The 16,262-nt window shown below is 69.4% G+C and carries 15 protein-coding genes, 2 tRNA genes and 1 riboswitch; of the genes, 12 read left to right on the forward strand and 5 right to left on the reverse strand.

Features of this window, described 5'->3' with window-relative positions; genetic code table 11:
• Positions 1–170 precede the first annotated feature (170 nt).
• The gene (locus tag AB0395_RS13020) at positions 171–680 is read left to right on the forward strand and encodes an ATP-binding protein (protein ID WP_366280148.1); all 510 of its coding nucleotides are present in this window, start codon (positions 171–173) and stop codon (positions 678–680) included.
• 518 nt (positions 681–1,198) lie between these two features.
• On the opposite strand, the gene AB0395_RS13025 is transcribed toward AB0395_RS13020, so the two are convergent.
• A tRNA-Pro gene (locus AB0395_RS13025) sits at positions 1,199–1,272 on the reverse strand.
• Between the two features lie 88 nt (positions 1,273–1,360).
• On the opposite strand from AB0395_RS13025, the gene AB0395_RS13030 reads away from it, so the two are divergent.
• The 3 genes from AB0395_RS13030 to AB0395_RS13040 all read left to right on the forward strand — a co-directional run bounded on the left by AB0395_RS13030 (position 1,361) and on the right by AB0395_RS13040 (position 4,011).
• A tRNA-Gly gene (locus AB0395_RS13030) sits at positions 1,361–1,431 on the forward strand.
• A gap of 130 nt (positions 1,432–1,561) precedes the next feature.
• Positions 1,562–2,293, forward strand: coding sequence for a hypothetical protein (locus AB0395_RS13035; RefSeq protein WP_366280150.1), 732 nt, complete (start codon positions 1,562–1,564; stop codon positions 2,291–2,293).
• Positions 2,290–4,011: a SpoIIE family protein phosphatase gene (locus AB0395_RS13040; RefSeq protein WP_366280151.1), complete on the forward strand. Its 1,722-nt coding sequence runs from the start codon at positions 2,290–2,292 to the stop codon at positions 4,009–4,011. Before AB0395_RS13035 ends, AB0395_RS13040 begins: the two co-directional genes overlap by 4 nt.
• Before the next feature lie 3 nt (positions 4,012–4,014).
• On the opposite strand, the gene AB0395_RS13045 is transcribed toward AB0395_RS13040, so the two are convergent.
• Positions 4,015–5,295, reverse strand: a complete 1,281-nt coding sequence (locus AB0395_RS13045; RefSeq protein WP_366280153.1) for an NAD(P)/FAD-dependent oxidoreductase — start codon at positions 5,293–5,295, stop codon at positions 4,015–4,017.
• A gap of 335 nt (positions 5,296–5,630) precedes the next feature.
• Between AB0395_RS13045 and AB0395_RS13050 the strand changes: the two genes are divergently transcribed.
• Positions 5,631–6,890: an ion channel protein gene (locus AB0395_RS13050; RefSeq protein ID WP_366280156.1), complete on the forward strand. Its 1,260-nt coding sequence runs from the start codon at positions 5,631–5,633 to the stop codon at positions 6,888–6,890.
• Positions 6,891–6,911: 21 nt separating this feature from the next.
• Here the strand turns inward: AB0395_RS13050 and AB0395_RS13055 are convergent, their stop codons facing one another.
• Entirely contained in the window at positions 6,912–7,967 is a 1,056-nt protein-coding gene (locus AB0395_RS13055) for an AI-2E family transporter (RefSeq protein WP_366280159.1), read from the reverse strand.
• A 249-nt stretch (positions 7,968–8,216) separates the two neighbouring features.
• Between AB0395_RS13055 and AB0395_RS13060 the strand changes: the two genes are divergently transcribed.
• From AB0395_RS13060 to AB0395_RS13085, 6 genes are all read left to right on the forward strand, one after another.
• Positions 8,217–8,789, forward strand: a complete 573-nt coding sequence (locus AB0395_RS13060; protein ID WP_366280162.1) for a TIGR03086 family metal-binding protein — start codon at positions 8,217–8,219, stop codon at positions 8,787–8,789.
• Between the two features lie 262 nt (positions 8,790–9,051).
• The gene (locus AB0395_RS13065; protein WP_366280165.1) at positions 9,052–9,648 is read left to right on the forward strand and encodes a metal-dependent phosphohydrolase; all 597 of its coding nucleotides are present in this window, start codon (positions 9,052–9,054) and stop codon (positions 9,646–9,648) included.
• An 83-nt stretch (positions 9,649–9,731) separates the two neighbouring features.
• Positions 9,732–10,532, forward strand: coding sequence for a DeoR/GlpR family DNA-binding transcription regulator (locus tag AB0395_RS13070; protein WP_366280166.1), 801 nt, complete (start codon positions 9,732–9,734; stop codon positions 10,530–10,532).
• Positions 10,529–11,608 carry a galactose-1-phosphate uridylyltransferase gene (gene galT, locus AB0395_RS13075; RefSeq protein ID WP_366280169.1) on the forward strand — a complete coding sequence of 360 codons (1,080 nt, stop codon included), beginning with the start codon at positions 10,529–10,531 and terminating at the stop codon, positions 11,606–11,608. Before AB0395_RS13070 ends, galT begins: the two co-directional genes overlap by 4 nt.
• Positions 11,609–11,679: 71 nt before the next feature.
• Positions 11,680–11,814: riboswitch (cyclic di-AMP (ydaO/yuaA leader) on the forward strand.
• Positions 11,815–11,855: 41 nt separating this feature from the next.
• Positions 11,856–12,791, forward strand: a complete 936-nt coding sequence (locus AB0395_RS13080) for a hypothetical protein (RefSeq protein ID WP_366280172.1) — start codon at positions 11,856–11,858, stop codon at positions 12,789–12,791.
• 254 nt (positions 12,792–13,045) lie between these two features.
• On the forward strand, positions 13,046–13,552 hold the full coding sequence (locus AB0395_RS13085; RefSeq protein ID WP_366280175.1) for a DinB family protein: 507 nt from the start codon (positions 13,046–13,048) through the stop codon (positions 13,550–13,552).
• Here the strand turns inward: AB0395_RS13085 and AB0395_RS13090 are convergent.
• Entirely contained in the window at positions 13,539–14,069 is a 531-nt protein-coding gene (locus AB0395_RS13090; RefSeq protein WP_366280177.1) for a MarR family winged helix-turn-helix transcriptional regulator, read from the reverse strand. The genes AB0395_RS13085 and AB0395_RS13090 overlap by 14 nt on opposite strands.
• 74 nt (positions 14,070–14,143) lie before the next feature.
• A complete protein-coding gene (locus AB0395_RS13095) occupies positions 14,144–15,445 on the reverse strand; it encodes a site-2 protease family protein (protein ID WP_366280180.1) in 1,302 nt (433 codons plus the stop codon).
• Between the two features lie 191 nt (positions 15,446–15,636).
• On the opposite strand from AB0395_RS13095, the gene AB0395_RS13100 reads away from it, so the two are divergent.
• Positions 15,637–16,242, forward strand: a complete 606-nt coding sequence (locus tag AB0395_RS13100) for a response regulator transcription factor (protein WP_366280183.1) — start codon at positions 15,637–15,639, stop codon at positions 16,240–16,242.
• The last annotated feature ends 20 nt before the right edge of the window (positions 16,243–16,262 follow it).

Consider the following 16,262-nt stretch of genomic DNA (forward strand, 5'->3'; position numbering starts at 1 on the left):
CGTGTCCGGTTCGACAATCTCTCGTGGTAACCGCCCATGCGGCTGCACATTGCAACTGCACGTGCATTTGGGTCTTGCAGCAGACGTTCCGGTGACCCATGATGGCCTAGTGCATATTGGGCTTATGGTGCACAAGCTCTGAAAACTCACAACCGGCACGGAGACTCACGATGACAGCGGGAGGTACCGGCAGGATGGTGGAGGAGCCAAAATCGGCTGCCGGCTACCTGCAGGCGACTCGCGAGGTGAGCTTCGACGAGCTTCTCGCGGCCGACCACTCTGACGCCACGGCGTGTCCGCTGCCGCGTCAGGCGGACTCCGTGAAGACGGCCCGGGATGTGACCAGATCGACACTGAACGACTGGGGCCTGTCCGAGCTGAGCGACGACGCGGCGCTGGTGGTCTCGGAGCTGGTGACCAACGCGGTCCGTTACGCGCTGTGCCCGCCCAGCAAGGTCGAGACCAACCCGATCACCCTGGTGCTCCTTCATCTGTCCCCCCATGTGCTCCTGGCCGTCGCCGACCCCAGCGACGAGGTCCCGACCCCCAAGGAGCCGGACTTCATCTCGGAGAACGGCCGCGGGCTCTACATCGTGGAGACCTACAGCAAGTGCTGGGGCTGGGACCACCTCAACCGCGGCGGCAAGGCCGTCTGGGCCCTTTTCAGCGGCACCCCCTGATCGCAGCGGCGCACCGAGCCGCCTCCCGGCGCCAAAGCACCGTGGAACCCCGAGTTCCCGAATGATCCGGATGCAGCCTCCCCTTCGTTGAAGCCCCGGATCCACCTGTCACCGCGGCATGTGTGTCGCCCCCGCCTCTCAGCGCGGGCCAGGCCCTGCTCTCGGCGCGCGCCCCCGGCATCGCCGAAGAACGCTCCCTTGACATCCTCCCGGCCCCGAAAGGACCGGGATTCCCGGCCGAAACCGGGAGGTTCGCGGTTCACAGCCCCGCCCAACGGCTGGAGGGCTCCCCGCGCTGCCACCCCATGCCCTGGGGCGGTCACACAACGCCAGCTTGGTTATCACTGACTCACTCAACGTAACAAGTCCCGCCGAGAAAAACCGGAGAACACCATGAGGGACCGTCCCGCATTTCCCCCCCGTCCTGAAGGACGGGGCATCCATGCTGGAGAAACGTGGTGAAACAGAGCCGAGAAGGAAAGAGGCCGATCCAGGATCGGATCGGCCTCTGACCAGCGTCGGGGTGACAGGATTTGAACCTGCGGCCCCCTGCTCCCAAAGCAGGTGCGCTACCAAACTGCGCCACACCCCGTCCGTCGGGTGCGCGCACGCTCCGGATCTCCGGTACGCTTACGCCCTGACGACCGGATGAAGTCTAGACCAGACTGACACCGGCTCGCGCGGACGTAGCTCAATGGTAGAGCCCCAGTCTTCCAAACTGGCTACGCGGGTTCGATTCCCGTCGTCCGCTCAGATGACGAAAGGCCAGGTCATCCCACTCGGGAGGACCTGGCCTTTCGATCTTCAGAAAGATTTTTCGATCTCCCGTGCCACCCGCGTGCCATCGGCTCTTTTCGTGTCCTTCGTCACACCGTTCTCGCGTGCCCTGCCAAACCGTGATCGGCGAGTTCGCGCCCGACCCGATCCACGCGGGCAGGCTGCGCTACCCCGGCATGTCGCCCCTGCTGTCGCACATGTACGAGCTTGGTCTGTTCGAGGCGGTCGCGATGGGTCCGGCCGAACGCTTCGAGACGACCGTGCGTTTCACCGGGACTGAGAGGGGCGTCCCGGCGCCGGAGTCCGCCCACGCGCTGTGGTGCGGGGAGGCCGGTGAGCCGAAAGTCCCGCCGACCGCGCTGTGCGGGCACGGCCATTTCGACCTGAACGCCTGCGACCGCTACCTGTCTGGAAGGATGAAGGACTTCGCGCCGCCCCGCGACCGGATCGAGGCGGCGGCGGCCGGGCTGACCTGCCGGCAGGCGTCCCCTCCCACGGGACGAGCGGCACGAGGGCGTGAGGGCGCGGGAATCCGGCGGATACCGAGTTCGGAAACTTCCGGCACTGGGCTTACGCTGCGGAGAAATATCAAGAAATCTATGTCAAACGCGGATGCTAGATATAGATCATTCTTTACGATTCTCCATGAACGGCAGTCAAGTCACACCGGAGGGAACGTGGCGGGGTTCGACGGCGTCATCATCGGCCGCGCGAGCGGCCATCCCGGCGGATCGGGTCCGGTGACCTTCCGCCGCGAGGGCGCCCGCGCCACCGTAGGGAACCCGGGAGCCGCCGCCCACGGTCTGCGAGGCCAAGAGCTGTGGTGGAGCGAGTGAACCGCCGTTTCGTCGCCAAGGACCCTGCGTCGTCGACGCCCCGGATGAGCAGCCCCGCGACCATGCACGAACAGCTCTCGCTGCTCAACGCGGCGAGCAAGCGGATCGGCAGCACGCTGGACATGTTCGAGACCGGCAGGGAGCTGATGGACGTCGCCGTACCGCGCTTCGCGGACGCGGCGGGCATCCTGGTGCAGGACCGGCTGCTGGCCGAAGGGGAGTTCGCGCAGCGCAGCATCGACGGCTCCGCGATGGTGCGCCGGATCGCCGTCGGCGTCTCCAGCACGACGCCGGATGACTACGCCGACGCGTTCCCGGTGGACGAGGTCGTCAGCTACGCGGCGTGGACGCCGTACGCCAGATGCATGGCCACCGGCAACCCGATCCTCTACCCCCGCCTCGGCCGCAGGACCTCGGAGGAGATCGGACGGTCCTGGAAGCGCGAGTCGGTCTCCAGGGTGCTGGAGGACAGCTCGTTCCTGGTGGTTCCGCTGAAGGCGAGAGGTCGGGTGCTCGGCTTCGTCATCTTCACCCGCAGGCCGGACAGCGAGCCCTTCGACGAACAGGATGTGAACCTCGCCGAGGAACTGGCGGCCAGGACCGCGGTCTGCCTCGACAACGCCAGGCTCTACAACCGCGAGCGCCGTACCGCGCTGACCCTGCAGAGCAGCCTGCTCCCCGCCGACCTCTACCAGCCGCTCGGCCTGACGATCGCCTCCCGCTACCTGCCCGCGAGCGACCTGGTTGGGGTCGGCGGCGACTGGTACGACGTGATCCCGCTGCCGGGGTGCCGGGTCGCCCTCGTGGTCGGCGACGTGATGGGGCACGGCATCAGGGCCGCCGCGACGATGGGCCAGCTCCGCACGGCCGCCCGCACGCTGGCCAGCCTCGACCTCTGCCCCGCCGAGGTGCTCTTCCGGCTCAACCGGATGAGCCAGGACCTGGACACCACCCAGATCGCGACCTGTGTCTACGCCACCTACGACCCGGTCACGCGGGCCTGTGTGATCTCCTGCGCGGGGCACGTGCCCCCCATCCTCGTACGGCCGGGCGGCGAGACCGAGCTGCTCGAGCTTCCCCCCGGTCTCCCCCTGGGCATCGGCAACGAACCGTTCGAGAGATGCGAGCTGGTGCTTCCGCACGACTCGGTCCTCGCCTTCTACACCGACGGCCTGGTCGAGAGCCGCGAACGGGACATCGACGAGGGCATCGGCATGCTGCGCGATCTGCTCACCGGGGGGCGGCGGGATCTGGAGGAGCTCTGCGACCTCACGATAGGCGCGCAGCGCCCCGGGCATGAGCGCGACGACATCGCGCTCCTGCTGGCCAGGGTGCGTGAGCTCGGTGAGAACGACGTCGTCGACCTCCTGCTTCCCTCAGAACCCCGCTCCGCGGGGCGGGCCCGCGCCTTCGTGCGCGCCACGCTCGCCGAATGGCGGCTCGACGCGATCGCAGACACCGTCGAGCTCATGGTCAGCGAGCTGGTCGCCAATGCCGTCGAGCACGGCTCGGGCGGCGTCGGGCTGCGCCTGCTGCGCGGCCCGACGCTCGTGTGCGAGGTGACCGACTCTTCCTCGGTGCTGCCGGTCATGCGTGATGCGGGCAGCGAGGACGACACGGGCCGGGGGCTCAGCCTTATCAACTGGCTCGCCCACCGGTGGGGCTCCCGCCCGACCGAGAAGGGCAAGGTCGTCTGGGTTGAGCAGCGGTTACCGTGAAGGTCAGGAAAGCGCTCTGCGCCTGAGGGCGGGCAGCCGCTGGGCCGCCCTCAGGGCCGTTCTGAAGCCGCCCCTGGCTAGACGGCTCTCGTTGACGAACTGCCTGGCCGCCATGAGCGATCTGCGCACGGCGGCGAAGCCGTACTCGCGCATCTCGGCCTCGTAGCCCGCGATGGCCGTGACCGGGTCCCCTTCGCCGCTCAGCGCGCGGGCGAGCAGGCAGGCGTCACGCAGGGCGATGTTGGCTCCGATGCCGCGCATCGGGGTCATGCTGTGCACGGCGTCGCCGAGCAGGGTGATGTTCGTCGCGGGCCAGGGGGCGATCGGCACCGAGGTGCGGATCGGCAGCAGGGAGACCGTCTCCGGGGTCGAGTCGGTGACCAGCCGCCGCAGGTCGGGGTGCCAGCCCGCGATCATCCGGGCCACGGTGTCCCTGAGGTGCTCGCCGGTCATGCCGGAAAGGCCGTCGGGGAAACGTCCGCCCGCCGCACCGAAGACCCACATGACGTAGTCGCCGGTGTTGTCGAACAGCGCGCCCGGCTGCTCGGTGCGCCCGATCCCCGAGGTCGGGACCGAGCCCCCGAGGTACTTGATCTCCTCGATGTCGTTGAATTCCTGGGGCGCGGTGAACATGCCGCATCCTTTGGGAGGGATGACCATGTTCGGCCCCCGCCAGAGCCGGGGGGCGACCAGGTCGCGTGTCTCGTCGGTGAGCGGGAACTTGCCGGCGACGGTGAGGATGCCGGTGTCGATCCGCGGGGCGTGTGGGAGATATTGCTTCCTGACTCGTGAGTTGCCGCCGTCCGCGGCCACCACGATGTCCGCGGTCTCGGCTGTCCCGTCGGCGAAGTGCAGGGTGATGGTGCCGTCCTGCTCACGGGTGTAGCGCTCGTAGATCCTGCCGAACCTGACGACGTCCGAGAGCCCGGACAGCAGCACCTGGCGGAGCGTGATCCGACTGACAGAGTGGTGGTTGTCCAGCGGGTCGGGCCTGTGCGGGGTTTCGAGCAGCAGCAGGCGTCCCATCTTCTCGGTGAGGAAGCCGAAATCCTGCCCGCTCTTGCCCGCTGTCGCCAGGAACGCCTCCCACAGTTCTCGTGGCAGACACTCGTGAAGCGCGCGGGCGCCCGCGGGGTCGATGTGGATGCGGTAGCCCTGGAGCCGGTCGGCGGGGGTGCGGTCTCGCTCATAGACCGTCACGTCCACGCCCGCCCCGCGCAGCCCCTGCGCGAGACAGAGGCCGCCGATGCCACCGCCGATGATCGCCACTCGCGAGTTCGTCATACCTCACTATCGACCACTGCCGACCGGACGGGCGGCGGTAGCACTCCGCTCCCCTCCCCCGCCGCCCGTCCGCACGATCCGCGCCGCGGGCCGTATCGCCAGAGGCAGATGTACGGCGGCGCCACCCCCCTGAGCCGTTCCCTGGACTCGCGAAGAGCCGTGAGAGGACCGGGTGCAGGCGGGCATGGAGCACACAGCCGCGCACGCAGCCGCGCACACAGCCGAGCACGCAGCCGCGCACGCGGCAAAGATTCGTTTAGGCTCCTGCTCCCGGCGGGATAGGGGGCGCCGGGTAGGAGCCGGGCAACGCATGGCATGGCGGTGCGTCGCATGACATGGTCTGGCCGGGGGGACATGTGGGGGCGGCGAACGCACCGGGAGCGCGGGCCCTGCTGTCGCTCGTCCTGCCCGCGCTGGTGGTCGGCACGGCCTGCAGCCTGCTCCTGCTGGTGATCGACCATCTGTCGGAGCGGCTGCAGGAGGCCCTCTGGCAGGGCCTGCCTGCCCTGCTGGGCGTGGACGGCTCCACGGGGTGGTGGACGGTAGGCGTCCTGACTCTCACCGGGGTGGCCGTCGGCCTGCTGCTGTGGAAAGTGCCCTCGGGCCCCGATCCCGCGACCGAGGAGCTGATCGGGCGGCCACTGCCACCGGTCGTGGTACCGGGGATGCTCGTGGCGGCGGTGCTGACCCTCGCCGGAGGGGTCAGTCTCGGTCCGGAGAACCCGGTCACCGCGACCAACGTCGCGCTTGCGATCGCCCTGGGCACCCGGCTGCTGCCGGATGTCACTCATCGCGTCTGGCTGGGACTGGCGGCGGCGGGAACCGTGGGAGCGCTGTTCGGCACCCCGGTCGCCGCCGCGCTGCTGTTGTCAGAGGCGATGACCTCACCGGGCGAGGGGGAACTCTGGGACCGGTTGTTCGCACCGTTGGTCTCGGCGGGGGCCGGTGCGGTGACGACGGTGGTCGTCGCCAGCCCGACGATGTCTCTCGGCCTTCCCGACTACGCGGGCGCGCGTCTGACCGACCTGGTCACCGGGGCGGTCGTCGCGGTCTGCGGGACGCTGCTCGGCCTGGCGGCGGTCTACGCGTTCCCGCACGTGCACCGGTTCTTCCGTCTTCTCGGCCATCCGGTCGCGCGGCTCACCGCAGGCGGCCTGGTACTCGGCCTGCTCGGCGTCGTGGGAGGCCGGATCACCCTGTTCAAGGGCCTCACCCAGATGAAGGAGCTGACGGCGGACGTCGCCGCCTACACCGCCGGCGGACTCGCGCTGATCGCCGCCGTAAAGACGGTCGCGCTGCTGGTCGCCGCCACCTGCGCGTTCGTGGGCGGGCGGATCTTCCCCGCGGTGTTCGTCGGGGTCACGCTCGGGCTGCTGGCGAGCACCCTGGCCCCCGCGGTCCCGGTGACGCTGGCGGTCGCCTGCGCGGTCCTCGGCGTTGTGCTGGCGATCACCCAGCAGGGCTGGCTGAGCCTGTTCATGGCAGCCGTCGTGGCGGCCGACATCGACCTGCTGCCCGTGCTGTGCGTCGTCCTGCTGCCCACCTGGCTGATCGTGACGGGAAGGCCAAAGATGATCGTTCGCGAGCCCGCGTGACCCCCGGACCTCAGCCCCGGGCTATCCGCGGGTGGGGGCGTGCCCGCTGACCAGCGGGATGGCCCAGCGGGTCTCCGGGTCCGCGTCGATCAGCAGCGCGCGGGCGAAGGCGCTGAGCGGCACCGCCAGGATCGCCCCCAGGGCGCCGAGCACATAGACCCACACGAAGAGCGACAGCATGGTGATCGTGGTCGACAGGCCCGCGGACTCGCCCACGAACTTGGGCTGGATCAGCGACTGGATGACGAAGTTCAGCACCGAGTAGACGACCACGACGGCGAGCGCCGCACCCGGTCCCGAGTCCAGCAGCGCGAGCAGCGTTGGCGGGACGAGCCCGACGACGAACCCGACATTGGGGATGTAGTTGGTGATGAACGCCAGCAGTCCCCAGAGCAGCGGGAGCGGCACACCCATGATCCACAGTGCGATGGCGTCCAGGACCGCCACGATGAGCCCGAAGACGGTGGAGACGATCAGATAGTTGCAGGTTCCCCTGGCGAACCCGCCCAGTGCCTCGACCAGGTGGGGCCGCGCGGAGCCGAGAGCTCTGATCGCGTCGTGCGTCAGGGGCGCGTCGAGGCTCATCCCGAAGATCAGCAGCACGATCACGACGAACGCGGAGCCGATGCCGAGCAGGCCGCCGAGGAAGCCCTGCGCCAGGCCGATCAGCGAACCGAGGTCCAGCTTGCCGAGCATCGCGCTGACCTGCTCCTGGGTGATGCCCAGGTGGGCGAGTTGCCGGGTGATCGAGCCGATCAACTGCTGGTATCGGCCGGCGTAGGCCGGGAGCAGCGCCACGAGCTGCGCGACCGAGACGACCAGTGAACCGACCAGCACGATGAGCAGCAGGAGAATCGTCAGCAGCGGGACCGTGACCAGCACCCATGTCCTCGCGCCCCTGTGGCGCAGCCAGGCGCGCAGCGGGCTGACCGCGATGATGAGGACGAGCGCGAGGAAGGCCGGGCCCGCGATGCCGGCGACCGCCCTGACCCCGGCCAGTGCGACCACCGTGGCCGCCGTTCCGACCAGCAGTCTCAGGCCACGTGACGTTCCCGCACCCGCGGTCGCTTGCACCATGCTGACACTATGTCGCGACCTGCTCGCATGGAGTGCTCACCGCGCCGGAACGCCGCACGGCGGCCACAGCACCGCGCGGCACCGCGCTGCACCGAACAGCCCCGTACGGCACCGCCGAACACCACCCGGCGCCCCGATGCCCCGATGCCCCAGCCGTCCGGTACGGCCCGTATCGCCGGTCACGCCCTACAAGCGCGATGACTACTGGCCTCCCAGGAGTTACGGTCGAGATGAGGACCTGGGGAGGGCATGATGACCATCGACATACGCGAGGCCTACCGCCGTGCGCTGGACGATTTCGGCGCTCTCGTGCACAGGATCACCCCCGAACAGTGGCAGAACAGGACGCCCTGCGTGGACTGGGACGTACGCGCCCTGGTCAACCATGTGGTCGGCGAGAACCTATGGGCTCCCGAGCTGCTCGGCGGACGGACCGCCGCCGAGGTGGGCGACGCCTTCGACGGCGATCTGCTCGGCGACGACCCGTTGAAAGCGTTCGACACCTCGGCGGTCGCCGCCGTCCAGGCCGCGTGCGACGAGGGGGCCCTGGCCCGTGTCGCACGCCTGTCTTTCGGAGACGTTCCCGGTAAGGAGTATGTCACCGAGCTGTTCGCGGACGCCCTCATCCACACCTGGGACCTGGCCAGGGCGATCGGCGCCGACGAGCGGCTCGATCCGGAACTGGTCGAGGCCTGCGCGACGTGGTTCACGGGTGCGGAGCCCGGTTACCGCCAGGCGGGGGTGATCGGGGAGCAGCAGCCCGTCTCCTCCGACACCGACGCCCAGACCCGTCTGCTCGCCTCGTGGGGCCGCCGCGGCTGACGGGCTCGGGACTCCTCACCCCCGGGACGGTCTCGGCTAACGGGCCGTCGGGCGTTTGCCGTGGTTGGCCCTGCGCTTCCTGCGGGCACGGCTTTTGCGTGCTCGTTTGCCCATGCGCGCCACTCCTCTCACGGACCCGCCCGAGTTTTCCCGGGGTCCGGCTTTCACGTTCCTCCCGGAGCGGCTGCCGTACAAGGCCCAAGGAACGACGCCGTGCGGACGCCGGAGCACGGGCGCGGGGGTGCTTCTAGGCTTCCTTCGCATGAGCGAGAAGCTGATGGACCGCTGGCGGTCCCTGACCGGAGCCGAGGCGGACCACCTCGGCAGGGAACTGATCTCCCGGTACGGCGAGCCGCACCGCAGATATCACACGGCGACACACCTCGAGGCCGTGCTGGCCCACATCGACGCGTTGGCCGGCCACGCGGTCGATCCGGACCTGGTACGGCTCGCGGCCTGGTTCCACGATGCCGTCTACGATCCCCGGCGCGGCGACAACGAGGAGCGCAGCGCCAGGCTGGCCGAGCGCGCGCTCCCCGAGCTGGGGATGCCCGCGGAGGCGGTGGGCACGGTCGCCAGGCTGGTCAGGCTCACGCTTACGCACGCCCCTGAGCCGGGGGACGCCGACGGGGCCGTGCTGTGCGACGCCGACCTGGCGATCCTGGCCTCCTCCCCCGAGGACTACGCGGCCTACACGGCCGCGGTGCGCGAGGAGTACTCCTTCGTCCCCGACGAGGCCTTCAGGGAGGGCAGGGCCGCCGTGCTGCGCTCGTTGCTCGACCTTCCGGTGATCTTCCACATCGCCGACTTCGAGGCGCGGGCACGGGCGAACATCCACGCCGAGCTTGAGCGACTGTGAGCGATTATTCCCCATGAACCAACATCTCACCCAGGTTCTTCTGTGGTAATTTGCTGGAATCTGGTGGATTAAGGAGTGGGTCAATGCTCGCCCAGCAGCGGCAGCAGGCGATTCTCGAGCGGGTGCGCGGCAGCGGCGGGGTCAGGGTCGCCGACCTGGTCCGCGAGTTCGGCGTGTCCGACATGACGATCCGCAGGGATCTCGAGGTGCTGGCCGAGCGCGGCCTTGTGGAGAAGGTTCACGGCGGGGCAACGGCCGCGGGGCCCGGCTCGACCGAGGAGCCCGGATTCACCGCCAAGTCGGCGCGCCAGCAGCCGGAGAAGGAGGCGATCGCCCGGCACGCAGCCGGGCTCGTCAGGCCCGGCACGGCCATCGCGCTCTCCGCGGGGACCACCACCTGGACGCTCGCCCACTTCGTGGTCGACGTGCCCGAGCTGACCGTGATCACCAACTCGATCCGGATCGCCGAGGTCTTCCACCGCTCCCCGCGCGCCGACCGCACCGTGGTGCTGACCGGAGGAGTGCGCACCCCGTCGGACGCGCTGGTCGGCCCGGTGGCCGTCGCGGCCATCAGGGGGCTCCACGTGGACACCCTGTTCCTCGGCGTGCACGGAATGAGCGTCCGGGCCGGGTTCACCACGCCCAACCTGCTGGAGGCCGAGACCGACCGTGAGCTGGTCGCCTCGGCGCACCGCCTGGTCGTGCCCGCCGACCACACCAAGTGGGGGACGGTCGGGATCAGCACGATCGCCGCGCTGACCGAGGCCCACGTCCTGATCACCGACTCGGGCCTGGCGGAAGAGGCCTGCGACGAGCTCGCCGCCAGGGTCGGCGAGCTCGTCGTCACCGAGTCGCGGCGGGAGAGCGAGGCACAGGACCGATGAAACGCACGATTACCCGGCTGGCGGACGGACGCGAGCTGTTCTACTTCGATCGGCGGGACGACGCGGACCGCAGCGCGGCCGACGAGCGCGATCTGCCACCCCGCCCCGTCGCCTCCGAGCTGCGCTACGACCCGCTCACCGAGGAGTGGATCGCGGTCGCGGGGCACCGCCAGGACCGCACGTTCCTGCCGCCCGCCAGCGAGTGCCCGCTGTGCCCGTCCGCCCCCGGCCGCCCGACCGAGATTCCCTCCCCCTCGTACGACGTGGTCGTCTTCGAGAACCGCTTCCCCTCCTTCTCCGCGAACCTGGGCACGTACTCACAGGTCGGCGGCCTGAGCGAGGTCCGGCCCGGCGTGGGCAGGTGCGAGGTCGTCTGCTTCACCCCGGAGCACGACTCCTCCTTCGCCGAGCTCTCACCCGGCCGGGTCGAACTGGTGATGGAGGCCTGGATCGACCGTACGGCGGAGCTTTCCGCGACGCCCGGGGTCGAGCAGGTGTTCTGCTTCGAGAACCGCGGAGCGGAGATCGGCATCACCCTGGCCCACCCGCACGGCCAGATCTACGCCTACCCCTACGTGACCCCACGTACCCGGCTCTCCCTGGACGCGGCGCGACGCCACAGGGAGCGAACCGGAGGCAACCTCTTCGCCGACGTGCTCGCCGCGGAGCGGGAGGCCGGGATCCGCGTGGTCGCGGCGAACGAGCACTGGACGGCGTTCGTGCCCGCCGCGGCCCGCTGGCCGGTCGAGGTCCACCTCTATCCGCACCGCCAGGTGCCCGGCCTCGGCGCGCTCGACCGCGCGGAGCGCGCGGCGTTCGGGCCGCTCTACACCGAGGTGCTGCGCCGCCTCGACGGACTTTTCGGGGTGCCGATGCCGTACGTCTCCGCCTGGCACCAGGCGCCGGTGAACATCGGCCGGGAGCTGTCGTACGCGCACCTGGAACTGTTCAGCATCCGCCGCGCACCGGACAAACTCAAATATCTCGCCGGGTCCGAGTCGGCCATGGGGGCTTTCGTAAACGACGTCCTCCCCGAGGAGACCGCCCGGCGCCTGCGCGCCGTTATCACGAAATGATCACCACTTGGTCTCGTCTTGGGGTCGCATGACCTCTCATTTACCACTACTATCCTCACGCATCGGACAAACAGTTCGATATGCCTAATCTCAGGCGCCTCGCCTGAGAGCCGGGGACCCATGCATTTGGGGTGAACCACTTCGGTGGAAGGGCTTCCTCCAGCCCGAACCCGTCAGCTAACCCGGCCGGCGTGAGGAGAGGAGAGCTGTGGCGGCTCTGTCCCCCATGTTCCGTCGCCATGCGGTCGTGACCGTTTCCCTGGTCTCGGCCCTCACGTTCACCCTCGGCGCGGCGGGCACGGCCAACGCCGCGCCCAAGCCGAAGGAGTCCCAGCTCCGCACCGAGCTGGCCCAGCTCACCAAGAAGGTCGACAGGCTCATCGAGGCCTACGCGGCCAAGCGGGAGTCGCTGAGAAAAGCACAGAAAGCCGAGGAGGCCGCCAGAGCCGACCTGCGCAGAGCCGAGGAGGCCTACGCGGAGGCGGGCAGGCAGGTCGACTCCATCGCCCAGCTCCGCTACCAGAGCGGCACTCTCGATCTGCCCTCCATGCTGTTCGCCCCGACCATGGGCGGCGCCGCCGTCATGGAACAGCTCACCGCCCAGCAGAGTGCCTACCTGCAGGGTTTCGCCAGAAGCCGGGATCTCATGAAACAGGCCGCGGACAAGGCGGCCCTGCTCACCGAACAGATCGGACAGGAGGCCAAGGCGGTGCAGATCCAGCGTGCGGACGCGGAGAAGGTGATCCGCGCTATCGAGGACAAGCTCGACCAACTCGTTCCCACGGGCAGCGGGCGCCGCTCCGACGGCAGCTGGGCTCCCCAGCTGCCGACCGGCGAGGACAACATCACCGACCGCACGCGGATCATGCGCGAGACCATCGGACAGACCTTCAAGCTGCCCCACGAGGTGGGCTGTTACCGGGCGGAGAACGACGGTGGCGAGCACCCGCTCGGCCGCGCCTGTGACTTCATGATGAGCACCGGCGGCTCCCTGCCCACGGCGGACAACGTCAGGCTCGGCGACGAGATAGCCGCCTGGGCCCTCAAGAACAAGGACAGGCTCGGCGTCAAGTACGTGATCTGGCGTCAGCGCATCAACACGGGCTCCGGCTGGCGTGCCATGTCGAACCGGGGCGGCATCACCGCCAACCACTACGACCACGTCCACATCTCGATGTACTGACGCCGAGCGGGGAAGACCCGGACCTCCGCCGCCCTCGTCGCTCCCGTCGCCTCCGGGCTCCGGGACGAAGGGGGCGGGCGGTGACTGACGACGATCACATGCGCGCCCCAGCGGCTCCTCGGACAGGCGTCTCGGAGCACGAGGCGGGCGCAGGGCGGGCGCGGGGCGGGCGCGGGGCGGGCGCGGGGCGGGCGCGGGGCGGGCGCGGTAAAACCGCATGACAACGGTCGCGCCCCGGGACAGGATTGGATCCCGTGACCGATGACCGCATTGATCCGCCCTTCATCGCCGACGAGGCGACCATGCTGTACGCGTGGCTTGACTGGCACCGGGAGACCCTGGCCGTCAAGTGCGCCGGGCTGTCACAGGAACAGCTCAGCCTGCGCCCCTGCGCACCGTCGACGCTGTCCCTGCTGGGCCTGGTCCGCCACATCACCGAGGTGGAGCGCTATTGGTTCCGCAACATCCTCAACGGTGAGGAAAACCCGCCGCTCTACTGGAACGAACAGTATCCCGACGGTGACTTCGACCGGCTGGACTCCTGCACGGCCGAGGAGGCTCTCACCCGCTGGCGCGCCGAGATCGAGGGCGTCCGCGAGCTCTACACCGGGCTCTCCCTGGACACCCTGGGCGGGCAGCAGCGCGGAGGAGAGGACGTCTCGCTGCGGTGGATCCTCGTCCACATGATCGAGGAGTACGCCCGGCACAACGGCCACGCCGACATCATCCGCGAGCAGATCGACGGCGTCACTGGAGAGTAGTGCTCGCGGCCGTCTCCTCGATCGCCTCCGCGATGAGCCGGTCGAGGCCCGCCAGATCGGGCGGGCAGGCCGCACTCGCCTCGGCGAAGCGGGTGAGCAGCCTGGCGAAGGTCTCCCGATCCGCCTCGTCCCAGTCGGCGATCAGGCCGTCCACGTAGGTCCGCCGGGAGGCGACGACCACCTCCAGGACACGCCGTCCCCTCGGGCTCAGCCTCAGCCGGGCCCGTCTGGCGTCCACCTCGGACTCCTCTCGCTCGACGAACCCCGCGCCGATCGCGTCGTTGACCAGCCTGCTGGCGGTCGAGGGGTCGACGTCCAACTGCTCGGCGACCGCGCCGACGGTCACCTCGGGAACGTCCAGGCTCAGCTTGTGCACGGCGTGCACAACCATCACGTTCGACATCTGCACCGACCGCTGCGGGTCCGCGGCCTTGCGCGTGCGCAGCGGCCGCGCCCAGATCCGGCGCAGCCGGAACAGCGCCACGTCGATCGCCGCCCCCGGCGTCCCGTCCTTCACGGCGTAACCTTACCGGCGCGCGGCCTCAACGGCGGATATGGCCCGCACGGGCGCACGTGCCCTGCCCGCCGGGCTCAGCCGGACAGGCGGACCGGGTTGACCAGGTCGGCGTACATCAGCAGTCCCGCCATGATGACCATCACGAAGGCGATCGCGTAGGTCAGTGGAAGCGCCTTGGCGATGTCGACGTGCCCGGGAAGGGGACGGCGGGTCACCCGGGCGAAGGCGCGCTTGAGCCCCTCCCACAGGCCGCCCGCGATGTGACCGCCGTCGAGCGGAAGCAGCGGGACCAGGTTGAACAGGCCGATCGCCAGGTTGAACCCCGCGAGGAGGTTGATGAAGGTGACGATCTTGTTCTCCAGCGGGGCCGCGGAGGCCGCGATCTCCCCGCCGATACGGCCGGCGCCGATGATGCCGATCGGGCCGTTCTTGTCGCGCTCCTGACCGGAGAAGGCGGCGTTCCAGACGCCGACCATCTTCTCGGGGAAGCGCAGCAGCGAACCGGCGGTCGCCGAGGTGAGGTTCCACATCTGGGTGGTCACGGCTCCGAGGCTCTGCCGTTCGACGACCGTCGTGGGGCTGACCCCCAGGTAGCCGACGGCCTTGTCGATCTTGCCCGGCTCGTCCAGCGACTCCCGGTCCTGGGCGATGAGGGTGGCGTTCAGGGTCATCGGCTGCCCGGCCCGCTTGATCCCGATCGCGACGGTCCCCGCGCCGTGGCCGCGGATGGCCCGTGTCGCCGCCTCCCAGGTCGCGGTCGGCTTGCCCGCGACCGACACGATGACGTCACCCGGTTTGAGGCCGGCCGCCGCGGCGGGGCTCGGCTTGTCGGCCGAGGTGCACGTGGCGTTCTTGGCGTACTCGGCGGTGGTCTTCACGCACGCGGGGACCGAGGCGACCTGCGTCTTCTGCACGGCGACGCCGAAGCCCATCATCACGACGGCGAACAGGACGAAGGCCAGCACGAAGTTCATCGCGGGACCACCGGCCATGATGATGACCTTCTGCCACCACGGCTTGCGGTAGAAGACCCGGTCCTCGTCGCCCGGCTTGACCTCCTCGAGCGCCACCTCACGGGCGTTCTCGATCAGGGCCCGCCACGGGCCGGTCGAGACCGCGCGCAGCTTGTTGGGGTCGTCGGTCGGCCTGGGCGGAAGCATGCCGATCATCCGGATGTAGCCGCCGAGCGGGATCCACTTCACGCCGTACTCGGTCCCGCCCTTGTGACGCGACCACATCGTCTGGCCGAAACCGACCATGTACTGGGTGACCTTGACGCCGAACAGCTTCGCCGGCACCAGGTGACCCACCTCGTGCAACGCGATCGACGCCATCAGCCCGAAGAAGAAGACGGCGATCCCGAAGAACCAGCTCACAGGTTCATCCCCCCGGTCGCGGAGCCACGGACAACGCCCCTAAGACATTAGCCGAATTATCGCGGGCCCAGGCTCGGTGAGAAGTACGCCTTCCCGAACGGCCACTTGCGCGGGCTTTGCCGAACAGACAGACTTCGTTGACAGTGAGCGACCATTTGGTGACCCAGTGAGAAAGCGGGGACGGAAAGAACGTGATCGGGATCCTGGTTGCCGAGCACCGGCCCGTGGTCCGTCGAGGCCTGGTGGCCTCGCTGGAGTGCGAGGCCGATCTGGAGGTCGTCGCCGAGGTCGGCGACGGGGAGGCCGTCGTGGCCGCTGTCCTGGAGCACGAGCCGGAAACGGCGGTCATCGACCTGGACCTCCCGGGCGCCGACGGGTTCACCGTGGCGCTCAGGTTGCACCAGGACGCCCCCGGCTGCGGGATTCTGCTGATGGCTCACCGCCCGAAGCCGAGCCAGGTCCGCAGGGCCTTCGCCGTGCACGCGCTCGGGTTCATGAGCCTGAGCGTCAGCCCGGAGCAGCTCTCCGCGGGTGTCCGCAGGGTCGCGGCCGGGCACAGGACGGTGGATCCCGAGCTCGCCGTCGCCGCCCTGGAGCTCGCGGAGAACCCGCTGACCCGCAGGGAGATGGACGTGCTCAGACTGGCCGCCCTGGGGGCGCGGTCCAACGAGATCGCCGACCAGCTCTTCCTCTCCGTTGGAACGGTCCGCAACCATCTGTCGCGGATCATGTGCAAGACCCAGGCCCGCAGCCGCCTCGACGCCGTGCGCATCGCCAGCGACTCCGGGTGGCTTTGACGGCCTCCGCCGGGACACAC

Source organism: Streptosporangium sp. NPDC051023 (genome assembly GCF_040689595.1).
GTDB lineage: Bacteria > Actinomycetota > Actinomycetes > Streptosporangiales > Streptosporangiaceae > Streptosporangium.

Excerpts from the sequence above, each read along its gene's own strand:
- AB0395_RS13045 (WP_366280153.1), bottom strand. The coding sequence starts at position 5,295 with ATGACGAACTCGCGAGTGGCGATCATCGGCGGTGGCATCGGCGGCCTC.
- AB0395_RS13065 (WP_366280165.1), top strand. The coding sequence starts at position 9,052 with ATGAGCGAGAAGCTGATGGACCGCTGGCGGTCCCTGACCGGAGCCGAG.
- AB0395_RS13070 (WP_366280166.1), top strand. The coding sequence starts at position 9,732 with ATGCTCGCCCAGCAGCGGCAGCAGGCGATTCTCGAGCGGGTGCGCGGC.
- galT (WP_366280169.1), top strand. The coding sequence starts at position 10,529 with ATGAAACGCACGATTACCCGGCTGGCGGACGGACGCGAGCTGTTCTAC.
- AB0395_RS13055 (WP_366280159.1), bottom strand. The coding sequence starts at position 7,967 with ATGGTGCAAGCGACCGCGGGTGCGGGAACGTCACGTGGCCTGAGACTG.
- AB0395_RS13020 (WP_366280148.1), top strand. The coding sequence starts at position 171 with ATGACAGCGGGAGGTACCGGCAGGATGGTGGAGGAGCCAAAATCGGCT.
- AB0395_RS13060 (WP_366280162.1), top strand. The coding sequence starts at position 8,217 with ATGATGACCATCGACATACGCGAGGCCTACCGCCGTGCGCTGGACGAT.
- AB0395_RS13050 (WP_366280156.1), top strand. The coding sequence starts at position 5,631 with ATGGTCTGGCCGGGGGGACATGTGGGGGCGGCGAACGCACCGGGAGCG.